Source organism: Microbacterium gorillae (assembly GCF_050990725.1).
Classification (GTDB): Bacteria; Actinomycetota; Actinomycetes; order Actinomycetales; family Microbacteriaceae; genus Microbacterium; species Microbacterium gorillae_A.
On record NZ_CP158844.1, the window covers coordinates 510,485 to 531,910 of the forward strand.

At 68.7% G+C, this 21,426-nt stretch carries 20 protein-coding genes; 9 read left to right on the plus strand and 11 right to left on the minus strand.

Going from position 1 to position 21,426, the window contains the following annotated elements; all coding sequences use genetic code 11:
- Window positions 1-272: 272 nt before the first annotated feature.
- Window positions 273-878: a tetratricopeptide repeat protein gene (locus ABTV68_RS02310; RefSeq protein WP_433676004.1), complete on the plus strand. Its 606-nt coding sequence runs from the start codon at window positions 273-275 to the stop codon at window positions 876-878.
- Between the two features lie 125 nt (window positions 879-1,003).
- On the opposite strand, the gene ABTV68_RS02315 is transcribed toward ABTV68_RS02310, so the two are convergent.
- The 3 genes from ABTV68_RS02315 to ABTV68_RS02325 are packed head-to-tail and all read right to left on the minus strand — an operon-like array spanning window position 1,004 to window position 4,445.
- The gene (locus ABTV68_RS02315) at window positions 1,004-2,383 is read right to left on the minus strand and encodes an MFS transporter (RefSeq protein WP_433676005.1); all 1,380 of its coding nucleotides are present in this window, start codon (window positions 2,381-2,383) and stop codon (window positions 1,004-1,006) included.
- Window positions 2,380-3,306: a polysaccharide deacetylase family protein gene (locus tag ABTV68_RS02320; RefSeq protein ID WP_433676006.1), complete on the minus strand. Its 927-nt coding sequence runs from the start codon at window positions 3,304-3,306 to the stop codon at window positions 2,380-2,382. Before ABTV68_RS02320 ends, ABTV68_RS02315 begins: the two co-directional genes overlap by 4 nt.
- On the minus strand, window positions 3,303-4,445 hold the full coding sequence (locus ABTV68_RS02325; protein ID WP_433676007.1) for an ROK family protein: 1,143 nt from the start codon (window positions 4,443-4,445) through the stop codon (window positions 3,303-3,305). The genes ABTV68_RS02320 and ABTV68_RS02325 overlap by 4 nt, the downstream gene beginning before the upstream one ends.
- A 321-nt stretch (window positions 4,446-4,766) precedes the next feature.
- Between ABTV68_RS02325 and ABTV68_RS02330 the strand changes: the two genes are divergently transcribed.
- The 7 genes from ABTV68_RS02330 (at window position 4,767) to ABTV68_RS02360 (ending at window position 13,007) form a co-directional block, all read left to right on the plus strand.
- Window positions 4,767-5,537: an SDR family NAD(P)-dependent oxidoreductase gene (locus ABTV68_RS02330; RefSeq protein ID WP_433676008.1), complete on the plus strand. Its 771-nt coding sequence runs from the start codon at window positions 4,767-4,769 to the stop codon at window positions 5,535-5,537.
- A gap of 196 nt (window positions 5,538-5,733) precedes the next feature.
- On the plus strand, window positions 5,734-7,020 hold the full coding sequence (locus ABTV68_RS02335; protein ID WP_433676009.1) for a M18 family aminopeptidase: 1,287 nt from the start codon (window positions 5,734-5,736) through the stop codon (window positions 7,018-7,020).
- A gap of 670 nt (window positions 7,021-7,690) precedes the next feature.
- Window positions 7,691-9,589 carry an MDR family MFS transporter gene (locus tag ABTV68_RS02340; protein WP_433676010.1) on the plus strand — a complete coding sequence of 633 codons (1,899 nt, stop codon included), beginning with the start codon at window positions 7,691-7,693 and terminating at the stop codon, window positions 9,587-9,589.
- A gap of 423 nt (window positions 9,590-10,012) precedes the next feature.
- Window positions 10,013-11,476, plus strand: a complete 1,464-nt coding sequence (locus tag ABTV68_RS02345; RefSeq protein WP_433676011.1) for a purine-cytosine permease family protein — start codon at window positions 10,013-10,015, stop codon at window positions 11,474-11,476.
- A complete protein-coding gene (locus tag ABTV68_RS02350; protein WP_433676012.1) occupies window positions 11,473-12,030 on the plus strand; it encodes a cysteine hydrolase family protein in 558 nt (185 codons plus the stop codon). The genes ABTV68_RS02345 and ABTV68_RS02350 overlap by 4 nt, the downstream gene beginning before the upstream one ends.
- A gap of 108 nt (window positions 12,031-12,138) precedes the next feature.
- Window positions 12,139-12,738: a GNAT family N-acetyltransferase gene (locus ABTV68_RS02355; protein WP_433676013.1), complete on the plus strand. Its 600-nt coding sequence runs from the start codon at window positions 12,139-12,141 to the stop codon at window positions 12,736-12,738.
- Between the two features lie 74 nt (window positions 12,739-12,812).
- Window positions 12,813-13,007 carry a hypothetical protein gene (locus ABTV68_RS02360; protein WP_433676014.1) on the plus strand — a complete coding sequence of 65 codons (195 nt, stop codon included), beginning with the start codon at window positions 12,813-12,815 and terminating at the stop codon, window positions 13,005-13,007.
- A 2-nt stretch (window positions 13,008-13,009) separates the two neighbouring features.
- Here ABTV68_RS02360 and ABTV68_RS02365 read toward each other — a convergent pair whose 3' ends face one another.
- The 4 genes from ABTV68_RS02365 to ABTV68_RS02380 all read right to left on the minus strand — a co-directional run bounded on the left by ABTV68_RS02365 (window position 13,010) and on the right by ABTV68_RS02380 (window position 15,769).
- Complete coding sequence (locus ABTV68_RS02365) at window positions 13,010-13,363, minus strand: hypothetical protein (protein ID WP_433676015.1); 354 nt, start codon at window positions 13,361-13,363, stop codon at window positions 13,010-13,012.
- Window positions 13,364-13,372: 9 nt separating this feature from the next.
- Window positions 13,373-14,428: a hypothetical protein gene (locus ABTV68_RS02370; protein WP_433676016.1), complete on the minus strand. Its 1,056-nt coding sequence runs from the start codon at window positions 14,426-14,428 to the stop codon at window positions 13,373-13,375.
- Entirely contained in the window at window positions 14,425-14,757 is a 333-nt protein-coding gene (locus tag ABTV68_RS02375; RefSeq protein ID WP_433676017.1) for a PadR family transcriptional regulator, read from the minus strand. Before ABTV68_RS02375 ends, ABTV68_RS02370 begins: the two co-directional genes overlap by 4 nt.
- 136 nt (window positions 14,758-14,893) lie before the next feature.
- Window positions 14,894-15,769: a LysR family transcriptional regulator gene (locus tag ABTV68_RS02380; RefSeq protein ID WP_433676018.1), complete on the minus strand. Its 876-nt coding sequence runs from the start codon at window positions 15,767-15,769 to the stop codon at window positions 14,894-14,896.
- Between the two features lie 126 nt (window positions 15,770-15,895).
- Here ABTV68_RS02380 and ABTV68_RS02385 point away from each other — a divergent pair, with 126 nt between their 5' ends.
- Window positions 15,896-19,324 (plus strand): bifunctional proline dehydrogenase/L-glutamate gamma-semialdehyde dehydrogenase, encoded by a 3,429-nt coding sequence (locus ABTV68_RS02385; RefSeq protein WP_433676019.1) that lies wholly within the window; start codon window positions 15,896-15,898, stop codon window positions 19,322-19,324.
- A 118-nt stretch (window positions 19,325-19,442) separates the two neighbouring features.
- Here ABTV68_RS02385 and ABTV68_RS02390 read toward each other — a convergent pair whose 3' ends face one another.
- From ABTV68_RS02390 to ABTV68_RS02405, 4 genes are all read right to left on the minus strand, one after another.
- A complete protein-coding gene (locus tag ABTV68_RS02390; protein WP_433676020.1) occupies window positions 19,443-19,940 on the minus strand; it encodes a GNAT family N-acetyltransferase in 498 nt (165 codons plus the stop codon).
- Between the two features lie 159 nt (window positions 19,941-20,099).
- Window positions 20,100-20,381, minus strand: coding sequence for a hypothetical protein (locus tag ABTV68_RS02395; RefSeq protein ID WP_433676021.1), 282 nt, complete (start codon window positions 20,379-20,381; stop codon window positions 20,100-20,102).
- Between the two features lie 39 nt (window positions 20,382-20,420).
- The gene (locus ABTV68_RS02400; protein ID WP_433676022.1) at window positions 20,421-20,843 is read right to left on the minus strand and encodes a DUF1801 domain-containing protein; all 423 of its coding nucleotides are present in this window, start codon (window positions 20,841-20,843) and stop codon (window positions 20,421-20,423) included.
- Window positions 20,840-21,412, minus strand: coding sequence for an HhH-GPD-type base excision DNA repair protein (locus tag ABTV68_RS02405; protein WP_433676023.1), 573 nt, complete (start codon window positions 21,410-21,412; stop codon window positions 20,840-20,842). Before ABTV68_RS02405 ends, ABTV68_RS02400 begins: the two co-directional genes overlap by 4 nt.
- Window positions 21,413-21,426: the final 14 nt, after the last annotated feature.

A 21,426-nucleotide genomic window follows, 5' to 3' on the forward strand; every position in this document is an offset into this window, starting at 1 on the left:
CTGGTCTCCTGCCGTGCCGTCGTACTGCCTCACGGGGACCCCGCTGCACTGCTCTCCAGCTGACCTCCGCCGTCGTGAATCCATGAACGTGCGCCCAATGCCTGAGCAATTCGCCGGATCCGTCATGGATTCGCTTCACGCTCATGAATTCACAACCCGCGTGCCGGTGACACGCGACCGCTGTACGCCAGAAGCTCGCCCCCGGCACGCCGTGCGTGTTCGCTCTGAGCGACCGTGGCCCCGGTGCGTCAGGTGGCTGGCAGGATCGGAGCATGACGGACGACAGCGACGCCGCGAACGACACCGGTGCCGACAGCGCCGCCGTGATCGCGCGGGCGCAGATGCTGCTGGCGGCGGGCGAGCCGTCCGCCGCGAACCATGTCCTCGACCGCTATCTGCGTGCTCACCCGCATGACGGTCAGGCTCTCATCGAGCTGGCCCAGGTGCTCGTCATGCAGGGTGACGCGGACGCCGCCGAGCGGACCGCCGCGGAAGTGGTCGACGATGCCCGGTTCGCGCCGTGGGCGCGCGCCATGCTCGCGCAGATCATCGCTCTCGACCCGTCGCGAGGAGTGGAGTCGCTGGAGTGGTCACGCTCGGCGGTGCGCGCGCTTCCCACCGCGCCAGGCCTGCGGATCCTCCTCGCCCTGCGCCTGGGTGCCGCGGCGCAGACGGAAGAGGCGCTTCGCGAGATCGATGCGGCTCTCGCCCTCGCTCCCGATGACGCGCTCGTCCGCGCCGACTTGCACGTGCACGCGGCGCGGGCGCTGGTGGACGCTCCGGGTGGGCGGGCGGAGGCCCGTGCGCACCTCGTCACCGCACTTGAGCTGGATCCCAGCAACGATCTCGCCGCGCGCCTGTTGGCTGCGTTGGGCTGACGCCCGCGTCGACCAGCGGGAACGGATCGACGCGGACGTCAGCGATGTGACCGGCCGGTGCAGATGCAGAGGGCCGACCGGTCATCGCCCGGGCCAGCCGTTCGGGTTCGGCTGGCACGGGCGGTCTATTCCGAGGCGCGCACGATGGGCGTCCTCACGGTCTCGGGGTGCCGGATTCCGGCGTCGCGTGTGCGCAGCGGGAACCACAGGAAGCAGAGCCACGCCAGCGCCGACAACACGGCAGGAATGACACCGACAAGCGCACGGATACCCGCATCCACGCCGGGAGCCTGCGCATCGCTGGCTGCTGCGTCGTAGCCGCAGACGGCCAGCACGACGGCGAACACGACGGCCTGGACGATCACCGAGCCGCGCACCACGAAGCCGTTGACCCCGAAGTACACGCCCTCACGTCGCAGGCCGGTGCGCTCGGCGTCCTCGTCGATCACCTGTGACAGTGCGATCTCCAGCAGCTGCAGGATGCCGGAGACGCCGACGCCGACCAGCGCTCCCACGCACATCGCGCCGACCAGCCCCGGCACCAGCGCGTATCCGGCCGCGGAGACGGTGAACACCGCGACCGATGCCAACAGCGCCGACCGCGGCGTCGTGCGTCGCACGAACCACGACCACAGCGGCAGCGTGATGAGGGCCGCGAGGAACACGGCTGCCAACAGCAACGTGCCCGCGGTATCGGGCTCGGACAGGCTGTAGCGCACATAGAACGGCAGGGCGGCGATGAGCACGGCCAGTGCCGACTGCATGAGCAGCGACCCCAGCACGTACGGGACGAAGGCGCGATTGCCGAACGTGTAGCCGAGCTGTTGGCGCCACGTGAGCGGCACCGCTTCGGGCAGCGCCGTCTCTGCGGTGGGGCGCTCGATCATGCCGCGGAAAGACCACGCGAAGAACGCGGCGCAGACCAGAACCAGCACCAGCGCCATCCCGGCCCAGCCGATGTTGCCGTACAGCAGAGGGGCCAGCGCGGTTCCCAGAATCATCCCGAGCAGTCCGAACAGCTGCCGCGGGGTGTTGCCGCGCGCCCGTTCCGCCGTGCTGCGGAAGAGCTCGGGAAACAGCGCGGAGACATTGAGCACCACGGCGACGAACGCGATGTCGTACAGCGCCACGATCACCACGAACCAGGCGACCAGTACTCCCGCGGGAAGGTCCGGCGGCAGCCAAATCAGCGCGAAGGCGACGAGCAGCGGCACCACGCCGAGCCCGATCCAGGGCACGCGCCGACCCCACCGGGTGCGGGCCCGATCCGACACGGCACCGACCAGCGGGTTCAGCAGGGCGTTGAGGATTCCGTGCGCGACCATCGCGGCACCGATCCACGCGGCCGGCACCCGGAGGTGGTCGACGTAGAAGAAGACGACGAACGCGGCGAACGTCTGCGACATCAGCTGGATGGGGAAGGCGGATGCGCCGAAGGCCACGGCGCGTCCGCGCGTGATGGTGCCGGACAGGCGTCGGTCGCGAATCCGGGCGAGGAGACTCATCGATTCGCCTCCGTCCGTTGCAGGGTGCGCAGGCGACGCCACCCCACACGCACGAGTCTCTCGTCGGCGATGGCGGCGAGCACAGCGGGATCAGCCAGCAGACGATGCTCATACCCGCGCTTGGTGGCGGCGTAGTCCACCGTGGCGTGCAGCTCATCGTCGTCGATCATGGGGTGCAGGTAGATCTCGGTCAGTCCTACCGGCACGGCGCGCAGCAACGCGATGAAGCCGTCGCGCACGGCCTCGTAGGTCTCCTCGTCGGGAGTGCCCTCACCCGCGAGCTCGAAGGGATGGCTCCACAGCCGATCCGGGATCACCACACCGAGCGCGTCAGCCGTGGCAGCAGCCGCGTCCAGACGAGCCTGTTCACTTTCGGGCAGCCCCATGCCGTCAATCAAGCGCGGTAGACGGAACGGCAGGCCGTGCTCCGCCGCGAGGCGCAACACCGGCGCTAGGAAGTCGCGCCCCGTCGTGAGGCCGTACACAGAGCCCATGTGGTTGTCGAGGTGGGTGACATCGACCCCGGCCTCCAGCGCGGTGCGCAGCTGGGCGCGCAGCTCAGCCTCGACGTCCGCGTCTCCCGCGCGTAGTTCCACCTCGTGCACGCCCATCGGGAAGTGTCCGGACGCGTCCACCAGCGTGGTTCCGACGCCGGTCAGCGGCCGCCAGCGGTAATTGCGCCATTCACTGGTGAGCACCAGGTGCACGCCCACGTCCCAGGTGGGATGCGCGGCGGCGAACGCGAGCGCCTGCGGCGACCAGGCGCACGGCGTCATGAGCGTCGTGGAGTCGAGCGCGCCGGCGTCGAGAAGGTCGGCGATCGCCGTGTTCGCGGCCCGACACATGCCGAAGTCGTCGGCATTGATGATGATCGCGCGGGCGTCGTCGCCGAGTCCCAGACGCTGGATGAGAGGTGCGGTCATGTGGTGCTCCTTCGCGGGGCAGGGCCGTCATCGAGCAGGCGCGTGAACACGAGATCCACCAGCGCGTCGTGCAGCTGGGCGGCCGCGCCCTGGAGCGGACCGTCCGCACCGAGAGTCGAGGTCTCGATCGGGATGCGCAGCGGGCCGGCTTCCCGGCGAGCGACGGACATGACGCGCTCCGGGAGGGAACCCAGCGCGGCGTGGTCGGCAAGCACGACCGCGTCCGGATCCAGCATCAGGGTCAGCGATCCTGCAGCGTATGCCAGTCGTCGGGCGATCTCATCCAAGACGCGATCCGCACCGCGGTGACCGGCGTCCGCTGCTGCGAGCAGATCGGGAAGCGTCTCGGGGGCATCTGCCGCGCGAGCGAGCTGCGCGATGACCTCCTCGCCGAGCGCGGGGGAGCCGATCGCGACGCCCGGCTGCGGCACGTAGGCGACCTCGCCGGCAAGTCCGCGCCCGCCGCGATGAACCCGTCCGTCCACCACGAGCCCGGCACCCAGGCCGTCGCGCAGAGACAGGACCGCGAAGGTCCCGGAGCGAACGGCGAGCTTCGCGCGGGCGAGGAGCGCGAGGTCGTTGTCGATCGTCACCGCGCAGTCGAGTTCGTCGGCGATGTGGTCGTGCAGCCCCGTGCCAGGCGTCAGGTATCCGGGCAGTTGTGCGATGGTGCGTCCGTCCGGGGCGATCACGGCCGGCGCTGCCACCACGACGGCGTCCGGGGAGCGTCCGGCGATCTCTGCCGCGGCGCGGATCGTGGCCACGACCGTTGCCGGGACGCCCTGCGGATCAGCCTCGTCGGTCTCGGCTCGCGCGATCTCAGTTCCGGCGAAGTCGTGCATCGTCGTGGTGATCTTGTGCCGGGTGATGTCAACCGCGGCTCCGGCCGCGGCACCGGGAGCCACCTCGTACAACGTGGCAGCGGGGCCGCGTCGCGCGTGGTCCAGACCCGCGTCGCACACCAGGCCGGCGGTCACGAGCCGCGCGAGCGTCTGCGTCACCGTGGTTCGGGAGAGTCCGGTTGCCGCCACGAGTTCGGGTCGGCCGATCGGCGTCCGTCTGGCGATCTCGGCGAACAGCGCACGAGCATTGAGTTCCCAGAGCACGCCCTGATCGCCGGACAGCGATGATGCGAACACAGCGGACTCCCTTCCGTTCGAGCGAGTATGACGGAAAGTGTCATACTCGCGCAAGAGGTGCCGTGCGATGCTCTCGCTCCCGGCGACGGGAGATGTCACGATCCGTCGCCGAGAGCCGCGATGCGGGCCTGTTCGCTCCCGCGCTCTCCGCTCCCGGCCTCCGTTGTGTCACGGTCCGTCGCTCGAGAGCCGCAATGCGGGCCTGTGCGGCTTGGTCCTCTTCGCACCCGGCCGCCCGATGTGTCACGATCCGTCACCGGATGCGGTGGGTCGGACTGCTCGGCCTAGCCTCGAATCATCCCCACACGAGAGCGAGGAACGATGTTCGAAGAGCTGCGCGCGCGCACGGTGCTGGTGACCGGCGGCGGATCGGGCATCGGAGCCGGGATCGTCGATGCGTTCCTCGAGCAGGGCGCCCAGGTGATCAGCGCGGACCTGTCGTTCTCGGAGGAGGTACTGACGCCCGCCCGCGAGCGCGAGTGGCGCGTGCGGCTGGATGTTTCAGACGCTGACGCTGTTGCGCGGGTGGTGACCGAAGCGACAGATGTTGTCGGAGTGATCGACACCGTCGTCACCGCAGCGGGGACGTCGACGATGGACTTCGCCATCGACACGGACCCGTCCGACTGGGATCGCAACCTCGACGTGAACGCGAAGGGTTCGTTCCTCGTCGCGCAGGCCGTCGCGCGGATCCTGGTCGAGCGTGGGCTGCCGGGCCGCGTGGTGTTCATCTCCTCGCAGGCGGGAAAGAACGGATATCGCGGGATGACCGCCTACGTCGCGTCCAAGCACGCCGTCCTCGGCGTCACGAAGTCGATGGCGGTGGAGTTGGCTCCGCGCGGCATCACGGTGAACGCGATCTGCCCCGGGATCATCGAGACGCCGATGAAGCATCGCGAGCGAATCCAGGGTGGCGTCCTGCGCGGGATGACAGCGGAGGAGATCGCCGCCGAGGACCGCTCGCAGGTGCCCCTCGGTCGTACAGGCACCGTCGAGGACGTCGCCGGCGTCGCCCTGTTCCTCGCCAGCGACCTCGCGAGCTACATGACCGGCCAGGGCATCAACGTCACCGGCGGCATGACCATGCACTGACCCGCGAGACTTCCGCCTGTGGGTGACAATCACCGCAACGCGGCGTTTCTCGCCCACATTCGGAATTCTCGCGGGGTTTTTCGGGTACCGCGGGGGCGTGCCGGTACGGGGGCGTGCCGGTGCCGCGGGGTGCGCCGGTACGGGGGCGTGCCGGTACCGCGGGGGCGCAACGGGGGGAGCGGCATAGGCTGGAGGCATGAGTGTCACGCCCGCCGCCATCCGTCATGCCGAGGACCTCGCCGACTTCGTCGCGGCCTCGCCGTCGAGCTTCCACGCTGCGGCAGAGGTCGCCCGTCGGCTGCAGGATGCGGGATTCACGGGACTCGAGGAGACCGACGCGTGGCCCGCGCAGCCGGGTGGACGTTTCTTCATCGTGCGCGACGGCGCGGCGATCGCGTGGATCGTTCCTGCCGCGGCCACGGCAACGACGGCCGTGCACGTTCTCGGCGCACACAACGACTCCCCGGGCCTCAAGCTCAAGCCGAAGCCGACCACCGGGTCGCGGGGCTGGCTGCAGATCGGCGTGGAGGTCTACGGCGGCCCGCTGCTGAACTCGTGGCTGGATCGTGAGCTGCGTCTCGCGGGCCGCCTCGCCATGGCCGACGGGTCCGTCGTGCTCGCCGACTCCGGTCCGCTGCTGCGCCTGCCGCAGCTGGCGATTCATCTCGACCGACAGCAGAACGACGGACTCTCCCTCGACAAGCAGACCGGCACCCAGCCGGTCTGGGGTCTCGGCGACCCCACTCAGGAGGACATCCTCGCGGTCATGGCGGACTCCGCCGGCGTCGACGCGGCCGACATCCGCGGGTTCGACCTGATCACAGCGGATAGCGCTCGCGGTGTGGTCTTCGGCAAGGACGACGCCTTCTTCGCCAGCGGGCGACTGGACGACCTCGCCTCGGTGCACGCCGCCGTGGTGGCCCTCATCGACGCGGCCGACGGCTTCGACGGCGAGCACATCGCGATGCTCGCCGCCTTCGACCACGAGGAGATCGGCTCGGAGACCCGCTCCGGCGCGGCAGGCCCGATCCTCAGCGACGTCATCGCGCGCATTCGCGACGGCCTCGGCGCGGATGCCCAGGATGCCCACCGCGCCATGGCGGCGTCATGGTGCCTGTCCAGCGACGTCGGTCACTCCGTGCATCCGAACTTCGCGGGCCGCCACGACCCGGTCGTCCAGCCCCTGCTCGGCTCCGGACCCATCCTCAAGATCAACGCCAACCAGCGCTACGCCACCGACGCCGTGGGCGCGGCGGCCTGGGCCGGATGGTGTGAGGCCGCGGACGTGACATCGCAGGAGTTCGTCTCCAACAACGACGTGCCGTGCGGATCGACGATCGGCCCGATCACTGCTGGCCGCCTCGGCATTCGCACCGTCGATGTCGGCATCCCGATCCTGTCGATGCACTCCGCGCGTGAGCTGGCCGGCGTCGCTGATCTGCACGCCCTGTCACGTGTTGCCGGGACTTTCTTCACGTCCTGAACTACGCCGGTGCCCGGTGCCCGGTGCCCGGTGCCTGGTGCCTGGTGCCTGGTGCCTGGTGCCCGGTGCTCGTCCGGCGTCAGGCGCCCTCCGTTCGTCGCCCGTCGTCCATCGCCCGTTCGTCCATCGCCCGTCGTTCGTTGTCCGTCGTTCGTTGTCCGTCGTTCGTTGTCCGTCGTCCATCGCCCGTTGTTCGTTGTTCGTTGTTCGTTGTTCGTTGTTCGTTGTCCGTCGCCGCTCGTCCGGTGTCAGGCGCCTGTCCCCCCTTCGTCCGGTGTCGGCCGCCCGCCCGCCCGCCCGCCCGCCTCGCCGCCCCGTCGCCCGTCGCCGGCCGCCCGCCCCCGCCGCCCCGCCCGCCCGCCGCCCCCGCCGCCCGCCGCCAGGTGTGGTCTCAGTATTTGCACCACACCCGGGTCTTCAGCACATGTTCTGAGAGCGGAGGCGGGCGTGGTCTCAGGATCTGATGCCGGCGGACGGTGTCGGCGCAGTCACTGCGACCAGCCGAGGCGGGCGTCGACGAAGGAGGCGGGCGTCGAAACGGGTGCGGGGCTTGCTGTGCGAACGCTATGCGTTGGGCATGTGGTTGACCCCGTCAACTTGTGCTGCGCGTGCTTCGAGGAGCACCATTCTCCTTTGGGATTCGCATCGTCAAGCGACCCGGGGGAGAACCATGAGCACGACGGCGACAGCGGTCGACGCGGGAAGCGGGTCTGGGGCACCCGTGATGAATCACCGGCAGATCCTGCTGGTGATCTATGGACTGATGGCCGGGATGTTCCTCAGCGCACTGGATCAGACCATCGTCGGGACGGCGATTCGCACGATCGGTGATGACCTGCACGGTCTCGATCAGCAGGCCTGGGTGACCACGGCGTATCTGATCACGTCCACGATCACCGTTCCGATCTACGGCAAGCTGTCCGACATCTTCGGGCGCCGACCGCTCTATCTGTTCGGCATCGTCGTTTTCATCATCGGGTCGCTGCTGTCCAGCTTCTCGACGTCGATGATCATGTTGGCCGGATTCCGCGCCTTCCAGGGCCTTGGCGCCGGCGCCCTCATGTCGCTCCCGTTGGCGATCATGGGCGACATCCTCGCCCCGCGCGAGCGCGCCAAGTACCAGGGCTACTTCCTGGCCGTCTTCGCCGTGTCGTCCGTGGTCGGTCCGCTCGTGGGCGGCGTGTTCGCCGGAGCCTCCGAGATCCTGTGGGTGGCCGGCTGGCGCTGGGTCTTCCTCATCAACGTGCCGATCGGCATTATCGCGCTGGTGATGGTGTGGGCGTTCCTGCACCTGCCGAAGCTGGGAGAGCACGCCAAGCCCCGCATCGACTGGTGGGGTGCCGCAGCCGTGATCATCACGCTCGTTCCGCTGCTGCTCGTCGCTGAGCAGGGGCGCGAATGGGGCTGGTGGTCGATTGCCGCGATCGCCTGCTACGGCATCGGCGCCATCGGCCTGGTCGCGTTCCTGCTGATCGAGCGCGCGATGGGCTCGGACGCGATCATTCCGCTGCGCCTGTTCCGCTCCGGGGCCTTCACGATGTCCACCGTGCTCGGCTTCCTGGTCGGCTTCGGCATGTTCGGTGCCATGCTCACGCTGCCGCTGTACCTGCAGATCGTGACGGGTCTGACGCCCACGGAATCGGGCCTCGCCATGCTGCCCATGGTGCTCGGCCTGATGATCTCCTCCGTCGCCACCGGCCAGATCATCGCGCGGACCGGCAAGTACGGCATCTTCCCGATCACCGGCACGCTCATCGTCGCGCTGGGCTATGTCATCTACACCTTCCTGCACTGGAACACCCCGTTCTGGTACCTCTGCATCGGCATGTTCGTCACCGGTCTCGGGTTCGGTCAGCTCATGCAGTCGCTGACGCTCGCCACGCAGAGTGCGGTGGAGGCGCGCGATATGGGCGTCGCGACGAGCGCGTCGCAGTTCTTCCGCCAGATCGGCGGAACGCTGGGCACGGCGGTGCTGCTGTCGGTGCTGTTCACCGCGATGGGCCCGAACATCACCACGGCGATGGGCAACAAGGCCGACCTGACCGCTGGACTCGACGCGGCGCTCAACCCGGCAATCGCAGACGCGCCGAACAACGACGGAGTGATGAAGCAGATCTGGACGCCGATCGTCGACCCGATTCGCGCGAGCGCTCCCGGCGTCGACTGGACCAACGCGGATCAGCGATCCGCCGTCGTCGAGAAGGCAGTGCCCACGATCATCGATCAGCTCGAGTCGGGCGACGGCACGCAGGGAGCCTCCCCGGACAGCACGAGCGACACCTCGTTCCTCGTGGGTGCCGACTCGGTGCTCACCAAGCCGTTCCTCGTCGGATTCACGACGTCCGCCGTCACGGTGTACTGGGTGGGGCTCGGTGCGATGGCACTCGCGTTCATCCTGTCGCTGTTCTTCCGTCCGCCGCCCCTGCGTCAGCGCTCCGCTCTGCAGGAAGCCGCAGACAACGCGGCGGCTGCGGCCGGCGACGCGGATGTGGAACTGGACGTCACGCCCGAGGTCGCGCCCGCGCTGACGCGCCGCGAGCTCCGCGAGCGCGGTGGCACCGGGTCCTGAACCCTTGCGCGGATCCTGAGCGCACTTCGTCTCGCTTCGTGCGGATCCTGAGCGAGCGAAGCGAGACGAAGGCCCACACCGACGGCGTGCGTCGCGAAGGTCCACGTTGACGGCGCGTCGCGAAAGCCCTTCGCCTCGTCGCTGGAGCTCCTCGCTCAGGAACCCGGGGACCTTGGCGCCGTCGGCGGCACGGGATTCCGAGCGTACGTCGTCTCGCCGGCGCTCGCTCAGCAACCGCGAAGCGAGACGACGGGCTCGCATCACCGACGCACGCCGCGGGGTGCCACCGCCCACCGAACCCCTGTGACGCGTCACAATGACGCGATTGCGTCACGAGCGCCGGAATCTGCGCAGCGGGGTCTCGGGGTTCTGCCAGGATGTGTGACATCCACCCCTTTATTCGGCGAGCCTCGGAGGCAGGTCGTGTCAACAGAAGCAGTGCAGTCCACCCTGATCGAACGCAACGGAATCGACCTGGTTCCAGAGGCGGAACGCACCGCGAAGCCGCGTGATCTGTTCTGGCCCTGGTTCGCGGCGAACGTCTCGATCTTCGGCGTCAGCTACGGCGCCTGGATCCTCGACTTCGGGATCTCGTTGTTGCAGGCGACGATCGTCGCGGTCATCGGCATCGTCATCTCGTTCTTCCTCTGCGGCGTGATCGCCATCGCGGGCAAGCGCGGATCGGTCCCGACGATGGTCCTCTCGCGTGCCGCGTTCGGCGTCGACGGGCAGAAACTCCCGGGCATCATCTCGTGGATCACGTCGATCGGCTGGGAGACGGTGCTCGCGATCACCGCGGTGCTGGCGACCGGCACGATCTTCCGCCAGCTCGGGTGGTCCACCGACGGAGCCGGCGGCGTGATCGTCAACATCGTCGCGACCCTTGTCGTGGCGGCGCTGATCATCGGTGCCGCCGTGCTCGGCTACCACACCATCATGAAGCTGCAGTCGGTGCTCACCTGGATCACCGGCATCATGACGCTGGTGTTCCTGCTGCTCACGTTCAGCTACATCGACTGGGGAACGGCGTTCAGCCAGCCTGCCGGCAGCGTGGCGAGCATGATCGGCGCGCTCGTCTTCACGATGACCGGATTCGGTCTCGGCTGGATCAACATCGCGGCCGACTGGACCCGCTACCAGAAGCGCGACACCCCCGGCAGTAAGATCGTCGCCTGGAACACGTTCGGTGGATCCATCGCCCCGATCGTGCTGGTGATCTTCGGCCTGCTGCTCGTCGCATCGAACAAGACCGTCACCATCGCTGGAGAGGAGATCGGGCTGGCGCAGGCCATCAGCAGCGATCCGCTGGGTGCCGTCGCGTCGATCCTCCCCGTGTGGCTGCTCTTCCCCTTCCTCATCGTCGCGATCCTCACCCAGGTCTCCGGTGCGGTGCTCGGCATCTATTCGTCCGGCCTGACCCTGCTGAGCCTCGGCATCAAGATCCCGCGCCCCACGGCCGCCGCGATCGATGGTGTGATTCTCACGCTCGGAACGATCGCCGTCGTGTTCTTCGCCAAGGACTTCATCGGCCCCTTCCAGACGTTCCTCACCACGCTCGGCGTCCCGCTCGCGGCGTGGGCCGGCATCCTCATCGCCGACATCCTGCTGCGTCGCAAGGACTACGACACGGCGGCGCTGTTCGACGGCAAGGGGCGCTACGGATCGATCAACTGGACGGCGATCATCATCTTCGTGGTGGCCATCGGCATCGGCTGGGGCTTCGTGGTAAGCACCCTGTTCCCGTGGCAGGGCTACTTCCTGACGATGTTCGGCTGGCTGGATGACTGGGGCTACGCGAACCTCGGCGTGCTGTTCGCACTGGTGATCGGCTTCGTGGCCACGTACCTCTTCACGAGGGGGGCCGTGCGCCGCCAGGAGCTCGCGTGACCATTTCCGACGACGCGTGGCTGGTCGTCATCGACCCGCAGGCGATCTTCGCCTCGGCGGATTCGGAATGGGGCTCGCCGTTCTTCGCGGCGGCGATGCCCCGCATCCGGGAGCTGGCCGAGGCATTCGGTCCGGAGCGGACCATCGTGACCCGCTGGCTGCCCACCGCGGATCGCGCGTCCGCCTGGGGCGACTATTTCCGGGCCTGGCCGTTCGCCGATCAGCGGGCCTCCGACCCGCTGTTCGACCTCGTTCCCGAGGCCGAGGGCCTGACGTCGCTGCCGACGCTGGATCTGCCGACCTTCGGCAAGTACGGTGCCGCACTGGAGGCGATCACGGGGCCGGCACCGCACCTGGTGCTCGCCGGTGTCTCCACGGACTGCTGTGTCGTGTCGACCGCGCTCGCCGCCGCGGACGCCGGCGCGTGGGCCACGATTGCGGTGGATGCGTGTGCCGCCTCCACCGCGGAGAACGGCGCCGCCGCGCTCGCGGTGATGGGTCTGTATCCGCCGCAGCTGACGCTGGCGGGGACCGCGACGATCCTCGGAGCCTGACCTCCGCGCAGAGATGGAAAACGCCTCGCAGATCGCGATCTGCGAGGCGTTTTCCATCTTCCTCAGCGGTCGCGGTTCAACGTCCGAGGGGCGTGGCAGGATCGGGGCATGACGGAGGAACTGGCGCAGGCGTGGGTGCGCGGATGGGCGGTGTCCCGTGGTGCTCCCGTCCGACGCGAGGGCGATGCGTGGTGTGTGACGCTGCACGCTCCGACCCGCGACGAGGAGTATGTGCTGATCAACCCGTCGCCCGATGAGATCGCGCTGACGCGCCAGCGCATCACGGACCCGCGCATCTGGCTCACGATCCTCGGGGCGCTCAAGGGGTCGATCGAGGGACTGGAGGTGCAGTCCCGTGTCGAGACGCTGATGGATGCGCCACTCGTACCCGGCCAACTCCATCCAGGGGTGACCATCGAGGTCATCGACGGCGTCGCCCACGCGGCGATGATGGCCGACGGCCTCGCCGCAGCACGAGGACAGATCGCTGTCGTCGGCGACATCGCGGTTCTGGACCGCATCGAAACCCATCCCGACTTCCGGCGTCAGGGGCGCGGGTGGGCGGTGGTCGAGAGTCTGCAGTCGTGGGCGTACGGGCAGGGTGCACGCCACGGCGCGCTCCTCGCATCTCCCGACGGTCGCGCGCTCTACGCGGCGCTCGGCTGGCGAGACACCATGCCGGCCGCGACTTTCGTCAGACGCGGATGAACGGGAGGTGTCGCGTCGTGCTGCATGCGTGATACTCGAGGCCGCCTCGTGGCGGAGGCAGTTGGGCGATCGGCGTGGACGATGCCGCCGAACTGGACGTGCGTGAGGCTCGCGGGCCCGGTGGTGGCGGGAGCCGGGCGCTCGGTGCGGAGGGCGCCGCCGAGCCCGACGTGCGTGAGACCCGTGCTAGCGAGAAGCAACTTGGGCGGCCGATGGTGCGCGGCAGGCTGGTCGCTGCTCGCGGCGGAGCGATGCTCGTCGGTCGCTGACGTCAGCTCTTGAGACGGCGGAGCCCGACGACGAGGAGCCAGATGCCGATCGGCAGGGGAGACACGACGACGAACACGAGCAGAAGATGCCACGCGACGAGGTTCTGGCCGCTGATCAGGGGTACGAGCCCGGCGACCGCCGCGGCGGCGACGGGAGCCAGCGTGACGATGAGCTTCTGCGTCCGCGTCCACACGGGCGACAGCCACATCATCACGACGCCCGCAATCCAGCCGAGCACCGGGATGAGGTAGCCGCCGATCGCGACCGCGAGTCCGGTCGCGACCGCCATTCCGGAAGTCGCGAGGCTGTCGCGGCCGTAGAGGCGTCCCGAGGGCGCCGGCTTCTCAGCTGTCATGATCATCCATCATGCCGTCGACGGCGGGTTCTGTGTGCTGCGACGGCGCTGAACCTCGATGAGAAGCCAGGCCGCGACCAGCGTCGCTGCGGCAGGCAGGATTGGCCAGAGCGCCAGGGGAATGTTCCACTGCAGCAGGAGCGGCTGGGCGAGCAGCGGGTTCGGTACCTGGAAGCTGCCGGTCGGATCGTCCACGATTCCCGGCGCCTGCGCCGCGATGGTCGCACTCACGGTGATGGCGGCGACGGCAGCCGCGATCGGAACGACAGCGGCGACGATCTTCTGCCAGCGCCGCCAGATCGCCGAGGCGCTCACCATTGCGAATCCGACGAACCAGCCGACGACGGGAAGAACGAAGCCGCCGAGCGCGAACGCGAGCGCCGCCGCGATCGCGAACCTCGGTGATGCGGGTTGCAGACGACCGGTGGACATCAATCCGCGTACGAGAAGCCAGACCCCCACGCCAGACGCGGTGAGCGGGAGGACCAGCCAAGCCGCGACGATCGAGCTCCACAGCACGTCGTAGCTCCCGGGGAGAAGAGGGTTCGGATCCTCGGCGTAGGTCGCGAAGCGGCGTGGTATCCCGGCCGCGGCACCGAACGCAGCCGACAGGCCGAACCCGATCACCACGGCGCAGAGCACGAGGGGGATCAGCGTTGCCGCCCACTTCTCGCCACGGCGCCAGGTCGGCGATGCCCAGAGCATCACGACTCCACCGATCCAGCCGATCACCGGGAGTAGAAACCCCGCGAGGGCGTACACCGCGAGGGCCGAGAGAAGGTACGCCACGGAAGAGGTGCCGGTGCGTGGCGTGGTGTTGGTCGGGTGTGGCTCGGCAGACCCGGTGGCGTCGATGGGGTGGACGTCGCGGGCGGATGCAGCGACGAACGCCGGGTCGCCGAGCTCGGCGATGCGCGTCACGGCGTCCGCTTCATTCAGCCCCTGCAGCGATTCCGCGATGCCACCGCGCAGCTCTGCGGCGGTGGTGGCGTCCACGCCGATGAGCACGCGGTCCAGCTCACGGAGATAGTCACGGGCCGGCGAGGCCAGCTGTCCTTCGTTCATCGTGTGCTCCCATCGATCATGTGCTCCACGGCGCGGGTGAACGGTCCCCACTGTGCGCGAAACGCCTCCAGCTCCTGCCGGCCGGCGTCGGTGAGTCGGTAGTACTTGCGGACCGGACCGGCATCGGACGCCTGCTCATACGTCGCCACGACGCCCCGCTCGCGCAGGCGCGACAGCACGGGGTAGAGCGTGCCGATGCTGGCGATCAGCCCAGGTCCGGTGAGCTCTTCCGCGAGCTGCCAGCCGTACATCGGCTCACGCGACAGGAGGCCGAGGATGCAGTGCTCGACCACCCCCTTGCGCAGCTGCGCCCCGATGTCCGGTGTCATGCATCACAAGCTACCTTGCGACGCATGACACCGCAATCCGGTGCGGCGCGTACATGACCATGCGCCGGATCCATGAGGCTTCTCGCGTTTCGCTCATGATTCGGCGCAGGCTCATGGATTCGCCGCAGCCGGTACCTCACACGGCCGCGGCGAGGGCCTCGCGCACGGCACGGACCGCGGGGCGTTGCGCTGCAGCCCGCCGAGCGGCGGAGAAGACCACGCGTTCCGGCGAACCGGGCAGATCGAGCAGCCGCACCGAGGGTCGCTCGCCCGCCCACACCAGGTCCGGCAGCAGCCCGACTGCATGCCCCGAGCGGATCAGACGGATGTGCGCCATGAGGTCGGCGGTCTCGAAGCGCACGTCAGGCTCAAAACCCGCCGCTCGACACACCTGGAGCGCCCACTGGCGTGACGCGGTGTCGGCGGGCTCCAGCACCCAGGGGCGATCCGCCAGCTCTGCGAGGGAGCGCGCCGGATCGTCCGGTCCGAGCGCGGCGCGGATCGTGTCGTGGGCGAAGGCGACGTGGTCCAGATCGGGAAGGCGCGGGCGCAGGTAGCCCGGATACTCCTCAGCGATCGCCAGATCGAAGCCGCGGGCCGCCACCTCGAACAAGCCCTCTTCGGGTGCACGTTCGCTGACCTCCACGCGCAGGTCGGGGTGCTCTTCGGCCAGGCGCGTGAGTGCCGCCGGCAGCACAGCGTGCGCGGCTGACTGGAACACCGCGATGCGGACCGTACCGCCCACTCCCGACACGGTGCGGGTCAGGTCGTCCTGTGCCTCGGCAAGCCGATCGAGGATCGCCTCCGCGTGCTCGACCAGCGTCCAGGCCTGCGGTGTCAGCCGCACCCGTCGGCCCGATTGCTCGAGCAGCGTCGCCCCGGCTTCGCTCTCGAGCACCTTCAACTGCTCGGACACCGACGACGGGCTGTAGCTCAGCGCTTCCGCAACGGCCGCGAGCGTGCCGCGACGACTCAACTCCACCAGAAGGCGCAGTCGGCGGGGATCAAGCATCGGAGGGCTCCCTCAATTCATCGGCAAAGGCGAACGGTATTCATCGAAATCATTCGCTGTACCGAACATACCCTGCGGCCTCACACTGAGATCATCCCCACCCCTGACACCAGCCCAGGAGGCATCGTGGCCGAGAGCACCACCATCACCGACGAGGTCCGCACGTCCGACGTCGTCGCGACCGTCCGCCGTTGGCTCGACGAAGCCGCCAAGCATCCCGTCGACCCCGCCGCCGAGCGTCTGGCCGGCGTGCTCAAGGACGAGCACGGCCTCGACTTCACCGTCGGATTCGTGGACGGCGTCATGCGCCCGGAGGACCTGGACGTCGCCGCAGCGAAGCTGAAGGAGCTGCGCAGCCTCACCCCGTCCTTCCTCCCCGCCTACCTGCGCGGCGCGATCGGCCTCGGCGCCGCGTTCGCCCCGATCGTCCCCGGCATCGTGATCCCGACAGCTCGACGCGTGCTGCGCGGAATGGTCGGTCACCTCGTGCTGGACGCGACGCCCGCCAAGCTGGGTCCGGCGATCGCGAAGCTGCGCCAGGGCGGCAACCGCCTGAACCTGAACCTCCTCGGCGAGGCCGTTCTCGGCGAGAAGGAAGCCGCGCACCGCCTCAAGGGCACGCACGAGTTCCTCGCCCGCGACGACGTCGACTACGTCTCCATCAAGGTCTCCGCCGTGGTCAGCCAGCTGTCGATGTGGTCGTTCGACGAAGCCGTCACGAAGGTGGTCGAGAAGCTCACCCCGCTGTACGAGACTGCTGCCGCCGCGGAGAAGGCCGGCAAGTCGAAGTTCATCAACCTCGACATGGAGGAGTACCGCGACCTCGACCTCACCATCGCGGTCTTCACGAAGCTGCTCGACCAGCCGCAGCTGAAGGACCTCGAGGCCGGCATCGTGCTGCAGACGTATCTGCCCGACGCCCTGGGAGCCATGCAGCACCTGCAGGAGTGGTCGGCGCAGCGTGTCGCGGCGGGTGGCGCCCCCATCAAGGTGCGTGTCGTGAAGGGTGCGAACCTCGCGATGGAGCACGTGGATGCCGCCGTGCACGGCTGGCCGCTCGCTACCGTCGCCAGCAAGCAGGATGCCGACACCAACTACAAGCGCGTGCTCGACTGGGCGATGACGCCGGAGCGCATCACCAACCTCCGGCTCGGTGTGGCAGGACACAACCTGTTCGACGTCGCGCACGCCTGGCTGCTGTCGAAGGCTCGCGGCGTTCAGGCTGGTGTTGAGTTCGAGATGCTGCTCGGGATGGCCACCGGCCAGGCGGAGGCCGTGCGCGGTGACGTCGGTCAGCTCCTGCTGTACACGCCCGTGGTCAACCCGAGCGAGTTCGACGTGGCGATCGCCTACCTGATCCGTCGCCTCGAAGAGAACGCCTCGCAGGACAACTTCATGTCTGCCGTGTTCGAACTCGACTCCGACGCCGGGCTGTTCGCCCGTGAGCAGGCGCGCTATGAGGCGTCGCTCGCCGAGTTCCTCCGCACCCGCGACGAGGCTCCCGCGCCCAACCGGGTGCAGAACCGGCTCACGGAGACTCCGGACGCCCCGTCGACCGGTTTCCGCAACGAGCCCGACACCGACCCTGCCATCGCGGCGAACCGCGCCTGGGGTCGCGCGATCCTGGAGCGTGCTGTGACGAGCGACGAGGGCGTGGCGATCATCGCTGACGCACACGTGCCGACGGCTGCCGCGCTGGAGAGCGTCATCGCGGGCGCTCACGACGCGGGGGCGGCGTGGGGAGCGCTATCGGGCGACGAGCGCGCCGAGATCCTGCACGGTGCCGGTCGATCGTTGGCCGCCAACCGCGGGCGTCTGATCGAGGTCATGGCCTCCGAGGCGGGAAAGACCATCGCCGAAGCCGATGTCGAGGTCAGCGAGGCGATCGACTTCGCGCACTACTATGCCGAGCTCGCGCGCGGGCTCGACCACATCGATGGTGCCACCGCCGTGCCGTCACGCCTCACGGTCGTGGTGCCGCCGTGGAACTTCCCGACCGCCATTCCCGCCGGTGGCGTGCTCGCCGGTCTCGCTGCGGGTTCGGCTGTCATCATCAAGCCTGCGCGACTGACCAAGCGCACCGGTGCCGTGATGGTCGACGCGCTCTGGCAGGGCGGCGTGCCGCGCGAGGTGCTGCGTCTGGTCGAGCTCGCCTCGGGTGAACTGGGGTCGAAGCTCGTCGCCGACGAGCGGGTGGACCGCGTGATCCTCACGGGCTCGTCCGAGACCGCTGAGCTGTTCCGCTCCTTCCGACAGGACCTCCCGCTGCTCGCGGAGACCAGCGGCAAGAACTCGATCATCGTGACCCCTTCCGCCGACCTGGACCTGGCTGCGGCTGACGTGGTCAAGAGCGCCTTCGGCCACGCCGGACAGAAGTGCTCAGCCGCGTCGCTGGTGATCCTGGTGGGTTCCGTTGCCAAGTCGGAGCGGTTCCGCCGTCAGCTGGTGGACTCCGTGCGGTCGCTCCGCGTCGGCTACCCCACCGATCCCACCACGGTCATGGGGCCCATTGTGGAGGAGGCGAAGGGCAAGCTGCTCTCGGGACTCACCACGCTGGGCAAGGGCGAGAAGTGGCTCATCGAGCCCAAGCAGCTGGACGACACCGGCAAGCTCTGGTCGCCCGGCGTGCGCACCGGCGTGAAGAATGGCTCTGAGTACCACCTGACGGAGTACTTCGGTCCGATCCTCGGCATCATGGAGGCCGCGAACCTCGAGGAGGCCATCGCGATGCAGAACGCCGTGGATTACGGACTCACCGCTGGTCTGCACTCGCTCGACCGCGACGAGGTGGCTACCTGGCTCGGCAAGGTCCAGGCGGGAAACCTCTACGTGAACCGCGGGATCACCGGCGCTATCGTGCGTCGCCAGCCGTTCGGTGGCTGGAAGCGCTCCGCGGTGGGCGCCGGTGGAAAGGCGGGCGGACCGAACTACCTGCACGGTCTGGTCGACTGGCGCGACGCCGCTCCGGAGGCGCGTCCCGTGACACTGACCGCCGCCGTGGAGGCGGTCGTGGCCGCCGCCGGCGACGAATGGCTGCGTGCCGCGGCCGCGACTGACGAGCGTGCCTGGCAGGACGAGTTCGGTGTGGCACGCGACGTGTCCGCCCTCGGCGTCGAGCGCAACGTGTTCCGCTACCTGCCGACCCCGGTGACGGTTCGCGTCGCCGGCGATGCGCCGGAGGTCGAGGGCGTTCGCGCGGTGCTCGCCGGAGTTCGTGCCGGATCATCGGTGACGGCATCGTTCGCGACGGCTCCGTCGAAGAAGGTTGCGGCGGCACTCACCGCCGCGGGTGTCGACGTGTCGGTCGAGAAGGATGCGGCCTGGCTGAAGTCGCTCGCCAAGAAGGGCTCGTCGACCGCACGGATCCGCCTCGTGGGTGGCTCGGCGGCCGACGTGGCCGCTGCACTGAAGGGTTCGATCGACGTGGCCGTGTGGTCGCACCCCGTCACCAGCGCGGGTCGAGTGGAGATGCTGCCCTTCCTGCACGAGCAGGCGGTGTCGATCACCAACCACCGCTTCGGCAACCCGACCACGCTCTCCGACGGTCTGCTCTGACCGCTTCGTAGCGCACGTGGCCCTCGAACTCTGAGGTCGGGGGCCACGTTCGCGGTGCGGACGGCGGCGATGCTCGCGGGGCTCGCGACATGGCATCGCGAGCCTCGCCGCCTCCCCGTCAGAGCGTCGGAGAGAAGCCGAGTCGGGTGTACAGCGCGTTGGCGGCGGCAGAGGTTCCTTCGCCGACGCGCAGCGAAATGGTCCGATCAGACCGACGCTGACACGCGGCGATCGCGGCCGTCATGAGAGCTCCTCCCACACCGCGCCCTCGAAAACCAGGGTCAACGAACAGATCGATCACGAACGGCCCGGGCAGATCGGCATCCCAGATTGACGCGGCCGTTACCAGGATCGCGCCGGCCGGCTCATCCGAGACGAAAGCGATCTGGCTTGCGTCGAGGCGTAACTCCCCGAAGTCGCCAGCGAACGTCATGTCGATCTCCGCGATGGCATCTTGCAGGTCAGCGGCCCCGATATCTGGCGGGTAGCTGACGAAGTAGAGGGCGGCGAGATCATCGCGATCCGCAGCCATGATGTGGCGGAGCGACACGTGTTCCGGGATGGCGTCGAGCACAGGCGACGGAATGAGCTCCAGGGTGCGGATGCCGTCGAGCACGATGATTCCATTCGGTGATCTCGATAGTCGCGAGTTCTTCATCTCGCGTGGAACTTGAGTGCAGGCCGCTGGCGCTCCGGTTCTTGGCGCACCTCGTCTCGCGCCGCGTTCCTGAGCGCACGAAGGGCCCCACCAGCCCAACGCGACGGAGGTCCGCTCTCAGCCGCCGGCACGCGGGGTGATCGTGATGCGGCCGGCCGTGAGCGCGTCTTCCGTGGGGTTGCCGCCGTCGGGGCTGGGGACCTCGATGGGGAGCTCCTGCTCCGCATCCCAGATGGCGCGGGCCTCCGCGGCGGACGGTGCCCACACCTCATCGAACATGCCGATCGTCCCGCCGGACGTTGATCCGTGCTGTCCGCGGTTGTAGAAGAAACCGATGGTGATCGCCACGATGACCACCACCGGGAGCGCCGCGGTGAACCACCCCAGGATCTCGCTCATGCTTCGAGGCTAGGTCGGCTCCGCGGGCGCGGCAAGCCCTCAGGCGGTGGTGATCGTCATCCCGGGGATCTCGTCCGCCACCGCCAGAGCGTACGAGCGCTCGATGATGCGGCGCAGCACGGACAGGTCGATCGTTGCGAGGTCGTTGAGGTAGAGGCAGCCGCGACTGACCGTGTGCGGCCCCAGCAGCGCAAGATCAGCGGCGTGGGGCTCAGCACCCTCGAGGAGATAGACGGTGCTGGAGGCCTTGCGGGGTGCGAACGCCGCGATTGGCATGTCGCCCTCGGTCCCGGTGGGGTACCGGTAGTGGCAGGACCCGAAGCCGATGATCGTGCCCCAGAGTGCCGGCTCGAGGCCGGTGATCCCGCCCAGCAGCTCGATGAGGGTCTCCGCATCGCGACGCCGCTTGTCGGGAGTGACGGCCGCAACGAATTCCGCGACGTCACCACCGGTGGGCTTCATCTCGGTGCCTTGGCTGCGGCCTTCACGGACTTCTTGAACTCGCGAACCTTCGCCAGCGACTCGGGGGAGGTGATGTCGGCGACGGACCGAAACGACCCCTCGTCCCCGTACGATCCGGCCGCCTCGCGCCATCCTGCCCCGGTGAATCCGTACTGCTTGCCGAGCAGCGCGAGGAAGATCCGTGCCTTCTGATCGCCGAAGCCGGGCAGCGCCTTCAGCCGCTTGAGCACGGTCGCACCGTCGGGGTCGTCATGGGTCCAGATCTGCGAGGCGTCGTCGTCCCAGTCGCTCGCGATCACTTCGCACAGCGCCTGCACGCGTCCCGCCATCGAACCCGGGTAGCGATGCACAGCGGGTGTCTGCTTGAACGCCTCCGTGAAGGCCTCGGGGTCGTAGCCCGCGATTGCCGCCGCGTCCATCGTCCCGACGCGCTGCTGGATCTTCAGCGGCCCGGAGAACGCCGTCTCCATGGCGACCTGCTGGTCCAACAGCATGCCGATGAGCAGCGCCAGCGGGTTCTCGGTCAGGAGTTCGTCCGCTGCGGCGTCGTCCGTGATGTGCAGTCCCATGGGTCCAGTGTGCC

Coding starts and splice junctions, on each gene's coding strand:
- ABTV68_RS02405 (WP_433676023.1), bottom strand. CDS start 21,412: ATGGGACTGCACATCACGGACGACGCCGCAGCGGACGAACTCCTGACC.
- ABTV68_RS02375 (WP_433676017.1), bottom strand. CDS start 14,757: ATGACACCGGACATCGGGGCGCAGCTGCGCAAGGGGGTGGTCGAGCAC.
- ABTV68_RS02335 (WP_433676009.1), top strand. CDS start 5,734: ATGAGTGTCACGCCCGCCGCCATCCGTCATGCCGAGGACCTCGCCGAC.
- ABTV68_RS02400 (WP_433676022.1), bottom strand. CDS start 20,843: ATGAAGCCCACCGGTGGTGACGTCGCGGAATTCGTTGCGGCCGTCACT.
- ABTV68_RS02370 (WP_433676016.1), bottom strand. CDS start 14,428: ATGAACGAAGGACAGCTGGCCTCGCCGGCCCGTGACTATCTCCGTGAG.
- ABTV68_RS02395 (WP_433676021.1), bottom strand. CDS start 20,381: ATGAGCGAGATCCTGGGGTGGTTCACCGCGGCGCTCCCGGTGGTGGTC.
- ABTV68_RS02365 (WP_433676015.1), bottom strand. CDS start 13,363: ATGACAGCTGAGAAGCCGGCGCCCTCGGGACGCCTCTACGGCCGCGAC.
- ABTV68_RS02330 (WP_433676008.1), top strand. CDS start 4,767: ATGTTCGAAGAGCTGCGCGCGCGCACGGTGCTGGTGACCGGCGGCGGA.
- ABTV68_RS02310 (WP_433676004.1), top strand. CDS start 273: ATGACGGACGACAGCGACGCCGCGAACGACACCGGTGCCGACAGCGCC.
- ABTV68_RS02340 (WP_433676010.1), top strand. CDS start 7,691: ATGAGCACGACGGCGACAGCGGTCGACGCGGGAAGCGGGTCTGGGGCA.
- ABTV68_RS02320 (WP_433676006.1), bottom strand. CDS start 3,306: ATGACCGCACCTCTCATCCAGCGTCTGGGACTCGGCGACGACGCCCGC.
- ABTV68_RS02355 (WP_433676013.1), top strand. CDS start 12,139: ATGACGGAGGAACTGGCGCAGGCGTGGGTGCGCGGATGGGCGGTGTCC.
- ABTV68_RS02315 (WP_433676005.1), bottom strand. CDS start 2,383: ATGAGTCTCCTCGCCCGGATTCGCGACCGACGCCTGTCCGGCACCATC.
- ABTV68_RS02380 (WP_433676018.1), bottom strand. CDS start 15,769: ATGCTTGATCCCCGCCGACTGCGCCTTCTGGTGGAGTTGAGTCGTCGC.